13 protein-coding genes are annotated in these 9,962 nt (G+C 64.1%); 12 read left to right on the plus strand and 1 reads right to left on the minus strand.

The genetic code is table 11. The annotated features are described in order from the left end of the window. The 10 genes from CQ12_RS46125 to surE form a co-directional block, all read left to right on the plus strand. Positions 1-606: SPOR domain-containing protein (locus CQ12_RS46125; protein ID WP_245309778.1), on the plus strand; the 606-nt coding region annotated here is incomplete at its 5' end. A gap of 47 nt (positions 607-653) precedes the next feature. Beyond that, positions 654-1,676: a beta-N-acetylhexosaminidase gene (gene nagZ / locus CQ12_RS07110; RefSeq protein WP_057834621.1), complete on the plus strand. Its 1,023-nt coding sequence runs from the start codon at positions 654-656 to the stop codon at positions 1,674-1,676. Then, positions 1,673-2,500 carry a segregation and condensation protein A gene (locus CQ12_RS07115; RefSeq protein ID WP_057834622.1) on the plus strand — a complete coding sequence of 276 codons (828 nt, stop codon included), beginning with the start codon at positions 1,673-1,675 and terminating at the stop codon, positions 2,498-2,500. Before nagZ ends, CQ12_RS07115 begins: the two co-directional genes overlap by 4 nt. Before the next feature lie 18 nt (positions 2,501-2,518). Next, a complete protein-coding gene (scpB, locus tag CQ12_RS07120; protein WP_057834623.1) occupies positions 2,519-3,271 on the plus strand; it encodes an SMC-Scp complex subunit ScpB in 753 nt (250 codons plus the stop codon). A gap of 147 nt (positions 3,272-3,418) precedes the next feature. After that, positions 3,419-3,661: a twin-arginine translocase TatA/TatE family subunit gene (locus CQ12_RS07125; protein WP_057834624.1), complete on the plus strand. Its 243-nt coding sequence runs from the start codon at positions 3,419-3,421 to the stop codon at positions 3,659-3,661. A 103-nt stretch (positions 3,662-3,764) separates the two neighbouring features. After that, the gene (gene tatB, locus CQ12_RS07130) at positions 3,765-4,280 is read left to right on the plus strand and encodes a Sec-independent protein translocase protein TatB (RefSeq protein WP_057834625.1); all 516 of its coding nucleotides are present in this window, start codon (positions 3,765-3,767) and stop codon (positions 4,278-4,280) included. Continuing rightward, positions 4,277-5,098, plus strand: coding sequence for a twin-arginine translocase subunit TatC (gene tatC, locus CQ12_RS07135; protein WP_057834626.1), 822 nt, complete (start codon positions 4,277-4,279; stop codon positions 5,096-5,098). The genes tatB and tatC overlap by 4 nt, the downstream gene beginning before the upstream one ends. Before the next feature lie 174 nt (positions 5,099-5,272). Beyond that, positions 5,273-6,604: a serine--tRNA ligase gene (gene serS / locus CQ12_RS07140; RefSeq protein ID WP_057834627.1), complete on the plus strand. Its 1,332-nt coding sequence runs from the start codon at positions 5,273-5,275 to the stop codon at positions 6,602-6,604. A gap of 12 nt (positions 6,605-6,616) precedes the next feature. Continuing rightward, entirely contained in the window at positions 6,617-6,982 is a 366-nt protein-coding gene (locus CQ12_RS07145; protein ID WP_057834628.1) for a hypothetical protein, read from the plus strand. Between the two features lie 96 nt (positions 6,983-7,078). Then, positions 7,079-7,846 carry a 5'/3'-nucleotidase SurE gene (gene surE, locus CQ12_RS07150; RefSeq protein WP_057834629.1) on the plus strand — a complete coding sequence of 256 codons (768 nt, stop codon included), beginning with the start codon at positions 7,079-7,081 and terminating at the stop codon, positions 7,844-7,846. Between the two features lie 112 nt (positions 7,847-7,958). Here the strand turns inward: surE and CQ12_RS07155 are convergent, their stop codons facing one another. Beyond that, positions 7,959-8,336 (minus strand): response regulator, encoded by a 378-nt coding sequence (locus CQ12_RS07155; protein ID WP_083519162.1) that lies wholly within the window; start codon positions 8,334-8,336, stop codon positions 7,959-7,961. 245 nt (positions 8,337-8,581) lie between these two features. Here CQ12_RS07155 and CQ12_RS07160 point away from each other — a divergent pair, with 245 nt between their 5' ends. Both CQ12_RS07160 and CQ12_RS07165 read left to right on the plus strand, forming a co-directional pair. Further along, on the plus strand, positions 8,582-9,226 hold the full coding sequence (locus tag CQ12_RS07160) for a protein-L-isoaspartate(D-aspartate) O-methyltransferase (RefSeq protein WP_430642192.1): 645 nt from the start codon (positions 8,582-8,584) through the stop codon (positions 9,224-9,226). Positions 9,227-9,335: 109 nt separating this feature from the next. After that, on the plus strand, positions 9,336-9,962 hold a 627-nt coding region (locus CQ12_RS07165), incomplete at its 3' end, for a LysM peptidoglycan-binding domain-containing protein (RefSeq protein ID WP_157088043.1).

Below are 9,962 nucleotides of genomic sequence, written 5' to 3' on the forward strand. Positions count from 1 at the left end.
GCGAGCGTTTCCCAGCCCGGCCTGCCGCCGCAGAGCGGGGCCAACGGCACGATGCCGAACAACGAGCCGCGCAGGATCAGGACGCTCGCCGTCAAGGGCGACCCGGCTGACAATGGCGGGCTTCCGGCAGGGGCCAGCGCGCCGCCGCCGCGGCCCGCACCGACGACGCGAAGCGCTGCCGCTCCGGGGCCAGGCCCGACTGTGCCGCCCGCAGCGCCAAACGGGCGTAATCCGGCATCCGCCAATGCCAGTGCCAGTCCGCCGATGTCTCTGGCACCCGGTGCGGCCGATCCTGCTCCGGCAGCGCCTGCGCGTGTCGCTGCCGTCAATTCGACGCAAGCGGCCCCTGCTGCCAGCGGTGGCTATCTGGTGCAGGTCTCCTCGCAGAAGAACGAGGCCGATGCGCAGGCCTCCTACCGGGCGCTGCAGGGCAAGTTCCCGAGCGTGCTGGGGCCGCACTCGTCGATGGTGAAGCGGGTCGATCTTGGCGAAAAGGGCGTCTATTACCGCGCCTTCGCTGGCCCGTTCGGCTCGTCCGAGGAGGCGGCGCAGGTCTGCAGCAACCTGAAATCTGCCGGCGGGCAGTGCTTCGTCCAAAGGAATTAACGCCCGATTCCTTGACCCCGGTGCCGTGAGGGGCCTAATCGGCCCCCATGACAAGCCGCGCATTCATCACGGGCGTATCGGGACTGGAACTGACCGCTTCGGAGCGGGAGTTTATCCGTGGCGAGCTGCCGTGGGGCTTGATCCTGTTCAAACGCAATATCGAAGCGCCGAATCAAGTATCTGCGCTCGTTGATGAATTCCGGAACCTTGTGGGGGAGGCGGATGCGCCGGTCCTGATCGATCAGGAAGGCGGGCGGGTGGCGCGGCTCGGGCCGCCGCACTGGCCGGTCTATCCGCCCGGCGCCGTGTTCGGCGTGCTCCATGATCTCGACCCCGCGCTGGGCCTCAAGGCGGCGCGCTTGAGCTCGCGGCTGATTGCGGCCGACCTGATCGACCTCGGCATTACCGTCGATTGCCTGCCGCTGGCGGACGTTCCGGTGGCTGGCGCTGACGCCGTGATCGGCAACCGGGCCTACGGAACGGAGCCGGACAAGGTCGCGGTGATTGCGCGTGCGGTTACCGAAGGGCTGGAGCAGGGCGGCGTGCTGCCCGTGCTGAAACACATTCCAGGTCATGGCCGGGCTACCGCAGATAGCCATTTCCGGCTCCCGACCGTTGATACGGCGCGAGAAGAGCTGGAACGGACCGATTTCGCGGCGTTTAAGCCGCTGGCGGACCTGCCGATGGCGATGACCGCACATGTTGTGTTTAGCGCGTTAGACCCCGCCCAACCCGCAACGACTTCTGCGACAATCATCCACCAGGTGATTCGCGGCGAAATTGGGTTCCAGGGTTTGTTGATGAGTGACGACGTGTCGATGAATGCGTTGGCGGGATCGATCGCCGAGCGGACCCGCGCCATCGTCAATGCCGGCTGCGACATGGTCCTGCATTGCAACGGCAAGCTCGACGAGATGCGCGACGTGGCGCGTGAGACGCCGGAATTGGCTGATGAGGCCCTGGGCCGCGCCAAGCGGGCACTGGCCGCGCGAAAGCAGCCGGAGCCCTTCGACCGGCAGGCGGGACGGGCTGAACTTGAAGCGTTGATGGATCGGGTAGCAACGGCATGACGGCTGAGATTCTATCGTTTGAAACCGGACGGCCCGCCGAAATCACCGAAGGCGAGGCCGCGCTGGTCGTCGACGTCGAGGGCTATGAAGGCCCGCTCGACCTGCTCCTGACGCTGGCGCGCCAGCAGAAGGTCGATCTCGCCAAGATTTCGATCCTGGCGCTGGCCGATCAGTATCTGACCTTCATCGAGGCCGCCCGAAAGATCCGTCTCGAACTCGCGGCCGATTACCTCGTGATGGCTGCCTGGCTTGCCTACCTGAAATCGCGCCTGCTGCTGCCTGAACCGCCCACGCCGGACGGTCCGAGTGCGGAAGAAATGGCGACCGCGCTGGCCAACCGGCTGCGCCGGCTCGAGGCTATCAGGGAAGCCGCCAACCGGCTGATGAACCGGCCCCAGTTCCAGCGCGATATCTTTCCGCGCGGCAATCCGGAATCGATCGCCGAGATCAAGCATCCCAAATTCACCGCGACGCTGTTCGACCTGCTCTCCGCCTATGCCGCGCAGCGCCAGCAGCGCGTGCTGGCGACCGTGCATCTGGCCAAGCGCACCGTGTGGTCGCTGGCCGAAGCGCGTGCCTCGCTGGAGCGGCTGGTCGGCATGACCGAATCCGAGGACTGGAGCTGCCTCGACGATTTCCTGCTCAGCTACGTGGTCGATCCCTCGCAGCGGGCGACGGTGTTCGCCTCGAGCTTCGCCGCGGCACTCGAACTGGTGCGCGAGGGCGAAATGGAGCTGAACCAGAAAGAGGCGTTCGCGCCGCTGTATTTTCGTAAGCGTCCGCCGCAGGCAGCAATGCCCGCGCCGGATATGACGGTCGAGTAAGTGGAAGGAGACCTAGCCATGGCAAGCCTGGCGGAAAAACGCATGGAAGATGCCGAGGATCATCCCATCGACCAGAATACCGAGGTTGAAGCGCGGCCGGAGGAATTGCGGCTGCTCGAAGCGTTGCTGTTTGCCTCTGCCGAGCCGATCGATCAGGCCGCCTTGGCCAAGCGCATGCCCGATGGCGTCGACGTCAAGGCGGCACTGGCGCAGCTGCAGGCCGAGTATGCCCCGCGCGGCGTCAATCTGGTGCGCGTGGCGAACAAGTGGACGTTCCGCACCGCTGGCGATCTGTCGTGGCTGATGACGCGCGAGAGCACCGAGACGCGGCGCCTGTCGCGGGCGGCGATCGAGGTGCTGGCGATCGTTGCCTATCACCAGCCCGTGACGCGCGCCGAGATCGAGGAGATCCGCGGCGTGATCACGTCAAAGGGAACGCTGGATGTGCTGCTCGAAACCGGCTGGATCCGCCCCCGCGGCCGTCGCAAGACGCCGGGTCGGCCGCTGACCTTCGGCACCACCGAAGCGTTCCTCTCCCAGTTCAGCCTGGAGGCGCTGGGCGACCTGCCGGGACTGGAAGAGCTGAAGGGCACGGGATTGCTGGATTCGCGGCTGCCCTCCGGCTTCAGCGTTCCGACCCCGTCGGACGACGTGGCGCTGCGCGAAGACGAGGACCCGCTGGAGGCCGGCGACAATCTGGAACTGCTGCTGGCGCCGGCTGCCGAGCCGGAAGAGGGCGGTGGGGCTGGTTCCGAAGGCTCGGCCGGTTAGTCCCGTAGACGGGGTTAACAATAGCCATAATACGTAGCCGCGACAGCGATTTGCCGCGGCGGGGGTCCTTGTTTTTGACACCTCTCGGGCCTACCTTCCGCCAAAGCTTGGCCGGAAGCCGGCCGTCTCTTTTTGGAGGGTTGCAGGATGGGTTCGCTTAGCATTTGGCACTGGATCGTCGTGATCGCAGTGGTCCTGCTGCTGTTCGGCCGCGGCAAGATTTCGGACCTGATGGGTGATGTCGCGCAGGGCATCAAGGCCTTCAAGAAGGGCATGCAGGACGACACCAAGGAAGCCGAAAAGCCCGCCGAACCGGTGAAGACCATCGATCACAATGCGACGCCGGCGCCGACGGCGGCACGCACGGATGTCGGCAGCAAGGCTGTCTAACCGGGCTTTGGCTGATAGACGCCGGTTGAGAAAAGGCGCAGGCGGTCCCAAATCTTGCTAAGTAGGATTGGGGCGCGGACGTCTCGCGCGAGCGGAAGAATTCATGTTCGACATCGGGTGGAGTGAACTGGTCGTCATCGCGGTTGTCGCGCTGATTGCCATCGGCCCGAAAGAGCTGCCGGGCGTGCTGCGCATGGTCGGGCAATGGATGGGCAAGGCGCGCAAGATGGCGTCCGAATTCCAGGGCCAGTTCCAGGAAGCGATGCGCGAGGCCGAAATGGCCGACCTCAAGAAGAGCTTTGACGAGGTCAAGGAAACCGCAACCGCGCTGTCCCCGGCCAACGTCATGACCTCGCTGCAAAAGGACGTCAACGACGCCCTGCAGATCGGCGACATCGACAAGCCGGTTGCCCCGGCCAACGACGCTCAGGTGGCAGGCGCTATCGGCGAACCCGTCACGCCGACGACGCCGGCCGCGCCGACGCCTGAGACCTTTGCCGAGGCGGAAGCGCATGCGGCCGTATCCGAGCCGCTGGCAATCACGCGTGAAGTTCAGCCCACGCCGCAGGACGTAGCGCCGCCGGCGCCCGACATTCTCAAGGACGCCAAAGCGTCATGACTATCGAAGACATCGAGGCCAGCAAGGCCCCCTTGATGGATCATCTGATCGAGCTGCGCTCGCGGCTGATCAAGGCGCTGCTTGGCTTCGGCATTGCCTTCATCTTCTGCTTCTTCTTCGCCAAGCAGATCTACAACGTGCTGGTCTGGCCGTTCGTCTGGGTCGCGGGCGCCGAGAATTCGAAATTCATCTACACCGCGCTCTTGGAATATTTCCTCACGCAGCTGAAGCTCGCGCTGTTCGGCGCTGCCTTCATCTCGTTCCCGATCGTGGCGACGCAGATCTATAAATTCGTGGCGCCCGGCCTCTACAAGCACGAGCGCGGCGCGTTCCTGCCGTACCTGATCGCAACCCCGTTCTTCTTCGTGCTCGGCTCGCTGCTCGTCTATTTCGTGGTGCTGCCGATGCTGGTGCGGTTCTCGCTCGGCATGCAGCAGATGGGCGGCGAGGAGAGCGCGCAGATCCAGTTGCTGCCCAAGGTCGGCGAATATCTGTCGCTGATGATGTCGCTGATCTTCGCCTTCGGCGTCGCGTTCCAGCTACCGGTCGTCCTGACACTGCTGGGGCGGATCGGCATCGTCACCTCCCAGATGCTGCGCGAGAAGCGGCGCTATTTCATCGTGATCGCCTTCGTCATCGCGGCCGTTCTGACGCCGCCCGACGTCATCAGCCAGGCCTCGCTGGCGATCCCGCTGATGGCGCTCTATGAGGGCGCCATCGTCGCGGTCCGCATGGTGGAAAAGAAGGCCGCCGCCGCGCAGGCCGCATCAGGCACACCGCCCACCAGCCCGCCGCCCGAGGCCAATCCGGCGGAATAGGCGCCTTTCTCGCCCCTGATAGGCCGTCATTCCCCGCGAAAGCGGGGAATCCAGTACGCTAAGGCCTAGATCCTATGGCTGCTGCTCTGGAATACTGGATCACCCGCTTTCGCGGGTGATGACCGATGTGGTACTGGGACCGCGCCTTTATCGGCACGATTCAGGAATAGCCTCATGCACGACATCAAATCGATCCGCGACAACCCGCAAGCCTTCGACGCCGGCCTGAAGCGCCGTGGACTGGCGCCGCTGTCGGCTTCGCTGCTCGCGATCGACGAGAGGCGCCGCGCCGCCATCCTGGCGTCCGAGCAGGCGCAGGCGCGGCGCAATGCGGCTTCGAAGGAAATCGGCGAGGCGAAGAAATCCAAGGACGACGCGCGCGCCAGCAAATTGATGGCTGAGGTTGCCGAGCTCAAGACCACGATGCCGGAGCTCGAGCTGTCGGCGAAGACGGCGGATGAGGAGCTGGCGAAAGAGCTCGCGGCGCTTCCGAACCTGCCGCTCGATGACGTGCCCGAAGGCGCAGACGAGCACGGCAACGTGCAGCGTCACCTCTACGGCAAGATCCGCAACTACGCCTTCACGCCGAAGCCGCATGACGATCTCGGCGGCGCGCTCGGCTACATGGATTTCGAGGCCGCCGCGAAATTGTCAGGCGCGCGCTTCGTCGTGCTGAAGAAGGGCCTGGCGCGGCTGGAGCGTGCGATCGGCCAGTTCATGCTCGATCTCCACACCAACGAGCACGGCTACACCGAGATCAATCCGCCGCTGTTGGTGCGCAACGAGGTCATGTTCGGCACGGGACAATTGCCGAAATTCGAGGATGACCAATTCTGGGCGATCAGGGGCGAACTGCTCGTGGCTCCTGACGAACGTTTGAAGACCGACCGTCTCGGCCTCATTCCGACCGCCGAAGTTTCGCTGACCAATCTCGTCCGCGAATCCATCGTCGACGAAAAAGAGCTGCCGATGCGGCTCACCGCGCTGACGCCATGCTTCCGCGCTGAAGCGGGTGCGGCGGGGCGCGATACCCGTGGCATGATCCGGCAGCATCAATTTACAAAGGTCGAACTGGTTTCGGTCACGACGCCCGAGACCAGCCGTGACGAGCATGAGCGGATGCTTTCGTGCGCCGAGCAGGTATTGCAAAAGCTCGATCTGCATTACCGCGTGATGACGTTGTGCTCCGGCGACATGGGCTTCTCCGCGCAGAAGACCTACGACATCGAGGTCTGGATGCCCGGGCAGGGCGAGGGCGGCGCCTTCCGGGAAATCTCGAGTTGCTCGGTGTGCGGCGATTTCCAGGCGCGGCGCATGGATGCGCGTTCGCGCGGGCCCGACGGCAAGCCGCGTTTCGTGCACACGCTGAACGGCTCCGGCACGGCGGTCGGCCGCGCGCTGATCGCGGTGATGGAAACCTATCAGCAGGAAGACGGCTCCATCGCGGTGCCTGCGGTACTTCAGCCCTATATGGGCGGGCTCAAATCCATCGAGCGGGACAAATAGCGTAAGGCAAAAATGGCATTGCATCGCGACATCCTTTGGATCGGGAGGCAATGGGCTGTTACCGGCCACGGGATGCAATTGATCGACCAGCGACTGATGGGCGCCTTCGATATCGAAGTGGCCAGCTTGTGGGACGACGATCTGATCGATCGAATGCGGGCCAAGGAGTGGCTCAACGCCGCCGATTTCGACAAGGCGCTGGCGGTCGCGCGAACACGGCACAAGCAGCCGGAGCCGGGATCGGAGCCGGTAGCTGCTGCGATACCGCCCACTGAGCCGATCGAATCGGCGCAACCGGCATCACCGGACATGCAGATGAAAATCGATGGCGGGGCGAGGTTCGCGCGCCCCTGGCGGATATGGATGAAGAAAACATGAGGAAATCGGCCGGTTTGCCTCAGCCGCGATAGCCGGATAAGACGACGCCCAAAGGCAAGAGCCCGCCTCGATCTGAACCAAAAGGCATTTTGACGGATGCGAATTCTCTGCACCAACGACGACGGCATTCATGCGCCGGGCCTGAAGATCGTCGAGGAGATCGCCCGCGCGCTGTCCGAGGACGTCTGGGTCGTGGCGCCGGAGCTCGACCAATCCGGCGTCTCGCATTCGCTGTCGCTGAACGATCCGTTGCGGCTGCGCGAAGTCGGTCCGCGCCATTTCGCGGTGCGGGGCACGCCGACCGACTGCGTGATCATGGGCTCGCGCCATATCCTCGGCGAGAAGATGCCCGATCTCGTGCTGTCTGGTGTCAACAGGGGCCGCAACGTCGCGGAAGACGTCGTCTATTCCGGTACTATCGCGGGAGCGCTCGAGGGCACGATTCTGGGCTTTCCGTCGTTTGCACTGAGCCAGGAATTTTCCATCGAGACCCGTCACGCGCCGCTGTGGGAAACCGCACTGAAATTTGGTCCTGACATTATTCGCAAGGTGATCGATGCGGGCGTGCCGAAGAACACCGTGATCAATGTCAACTTTCCCGCCTGCACACCCGATCAGGTCAAGGGCGTGCGGGTGACGCGGCAGGGCAAGCGCAATCTCGGCTTCCTCAAGGTCGACAAGCGGCACGACGGCCGCGGCAATCCCTATTTCTGGATCGGTTTCGAGCGCGCCGCGATGATGGATACGCCGGCCGAAGGCACCGATCTCGCGGCGCTTGCGGCGCGCTACGTCTCGGTCACGCCGCTGCGGCTGGACCGCACCGATGAAGCGTTTTCGGAAGAGCTGATAACGACGTTGAAGTGACGCGGAATGCCGTAGCCCGGATGGAGCGAAGCGAAATCCGGGGGAGGTCTCGCGACAGGATGAGCTCTGATCCCGGATTGCGCTGCGCTCCATCCGGGCTACGTGTTCGGAGCTAAACCGGCGCGCTCTTCATTGTCGAACTGATCACCTGCGCCAGCGTTTCTAGCTGGAACGGCTTCTGCAACGCGGGACGGTCGCGATATTCCTGGGGCAGGCCGGAGGAGCCATAGCCGGTTGCAAAGATGAAGGGGCGGTTGCGCGCCGTGATCAACTCCGCCACCGGCGTGATCACCTTGCCATTGACGTTGACGTCGAGAATCGCGAGATCGAATTCAGTTGTTTGCACCAGCTTGACCGCCTCGCCGATTTCGCCGGCTTCGGCCGCTACGCTGTGGCCCAGCTCTTCCAGCATGTCAGCGACCATCATCCGGATCATGACCTCGTCCTCGACGAGGAAAACAGAACAGCCCGCCGGCCGTGTCGCTACCATGATGGATTCCTTGCCCTTACGAGTGTCGAGGTTCGCAAAAAACGTCCTATGTTGCAATGTCGACATAAGCGGCAAGCGCCGCTTCTCGCGAGGGTTTTTCCCGTGCCCTAACGCCGGCCGCGAGCCGCGGTTCCAGCGCCGGAACCACAATCTTGAGGAAATCGTTCCTTAAATGCGCGGACCCTATTACATCTCGGCGCGGCTGATGCATTGGATTGGCGGCTGAGTCCCGCCACGAGACCGCCATGTCGCAAGAACCTCCCGAAAAGATGATGTTTCAGCTCACCCTGCGGCGGCGGGGGATTAGCGACCAGGCGGTGCTGCGGACCATGGAGGCGGTACCCCGCGAGGCTTTCGTGACGGCGGGCGACCGCGGTCATGCCTATCGCGACAGCGCACTCGGCATTGCCTGCGGGCAGACCATCAGCCAGCCCTTCGTGGTCGCCTACATGACCGAGCAGTTACAATTGCAGAAGAGCCACAAGGTGCTCGAGATCGGTACCGGCTCCGGCTATCAGGCCGCGGTGCTGTCGCGGTTGTGCACGCATGTCCTGACGATTGAGCGCTACCGGACGCTGGCGGATACGGCGCGCGACCGGCTCGAAGCGCTCGGCTATTTCAATATCGAGGTGATGCTGGGCGATGGTTTCGACATTCCGCCGGGCGCCGGCGACTTCGACCGCATCATCGTGACGGCGGCGATGGAGCAGATTCCTGAAAAGCTGCTGGAGCGGCTGGTGCCGGGCGGCATCCTGATTGCCCCGGTCGGGCCCCATCACGGCACCCAGACGCTGGTCCGGATGACCCGGAAGGACAGTGGTTTCGAGCGCAAGGAATTGGTCGATGTCCGCTTCGTCCCGGCGCTGCCGGGAATTGCGCGCGAGCTATAGAATCCCGGATTGGCGGTTCCCGCCAACATCTTATTCCAAGGGTTAAGCGGTTATTTACTCGGTCAGTGTTTACTCAAAACAGTATTTTGTTGCGTACGAGTGAGTAACCATGTCCCGTCTCGCCGAGTTGCTTCGCTCGCGTCGGGTGCCGCAGGCAGCGGTGCTGACGCTGATGTCGGTCGGCTTTGCCGGCTGCAGCGCCGATATGCAGACGCGCTTTTCCGATAGCTCGTTCTCCAATCCCTTTGCCTCCCAGCCTGAAGCGACCGGTTCGGTCCGCGCGCCCGCCGCTGAACGCCGCGAGCTGCCGCAGTATTCCCGGCCGCAAGCCCAGGCGGCTCCACAATTCCAGTCCCAGGCCTTGCCGCCGCCTGCCGTCGCTGCACCGCCCGCTTATCCGGCGAGCGGGGTGTCGGGAGGAGGGCGTGGGGTTTCGTCCTATGCGCCGCCGTCCAATCCGCCGATCGAGACCACCGCCACGGTGCCGCCGCGCTCGGTCGCGGCCGCCCGACCGGCTGCGTCGCAGGGTGGCACGACGATCATCGTCGGCACCAGCGACACGCTCGACATTCTGGCGAAGCGCTACAATGTTTCCGCCGCCGCCATCCTGCAGGCCAATGGCTACAAGGGCCCGCGCGTGCTGTCGCCCGGCCAGCAACTGATCATTCCGCGGCAGACGGCGGCGGCCACGCCTGCGCCGGCGCCTGCAGCCCCGGCCAGCAAGCCGGTTGCCGCT

Origin of the sequence: Bradyrhizobium jicamae (assembly GCF_001440395.1) — a bacterium.
Lineage (GTDB): Bacteria > Pseudomonadota > Alphaproteobacteria > Rhizobiales > Xanthobacteraceae > Bradyrhizobium > Bradyrhizobium jicamae.

Excerpts from the sequence above, each read along its gene's own strand:
- surE (WP_057834629.1), top strand. The coding sequence starts at position 7,079 with ATGCGAATTCTCTGCACCAACGACGACGGCATTCATGCGCCGGGCCTG.
- CQ12_RS07160 (WP_430642192.1), top strand. The coding sequence starts at position 8,582 with ATGTCGCAAGAACCTCCCGAAAAGATGATGTTTCAGCTCACCCTGCGG.
- CQ12_RS07125 (WP_057834624.1), top strand. The coding sequence starts at position 3,419 with ATGGGTTCGCTTAGCATTTGGCACTGGATCGTCGTGATCGCAGTGGTC.
- nagZ (WP_057834621.1), top strand. The coding sequence starts at position 654 with ATGACAAGCCGCGCATTCATCACGGGCGTATCGGGACTGGAACTGACC.
- tatC (WP_057834626.1), top strand. The coding sequence starts at position 4,277 with ATGACTATCGAAGACATCGAGGCCAGCAAGGCCCCCTTGATGGATCAT.
- tatB (WP_057834625.1), top strand. The coding sequence starts at position 3,765 with ATGTTCGACATCGGGTGGAGTGAACTGGTCGTCATCGCGGTTGTCGCG.
- CQ12_RS07145 (WP_057834628.1), top strand. The coding sequence starts at position 6,617 with ATGGCATTGCATCGCGACATCCTTTGGATCGGGAGGCAATGGGCTGTT.
- CQ12_RS07155 (WP_083519162.1), bottom strand. The coding sequence starts at position 8,336 with ATGGTAGCGACACGGCCGGCGGGCTGTTCTGTTTTCCTCGTCGAGGAC.
- scpB (WP_057834623.1), top strand. The coding sequence starts at position 2,519 with ATGGCAAGCCTGGCGGAAAAACGCATGGAAGATGCCGAGGATCATCCC.
- serS (WP_057834627.1), top strand. The coding sequence starts at position 5,273 with ATGCACGACATCAAATCGATCCGCGACAACCCGCAAGCCTTCGACGCC.
- CQ12_RS07115 (WP_057834622.1), top strand. The coding sequence starts at position 1,673 with ATGACGGCTGAGATTCTATCGTTTGAAACCGGACGGCCCGCCGAAATC.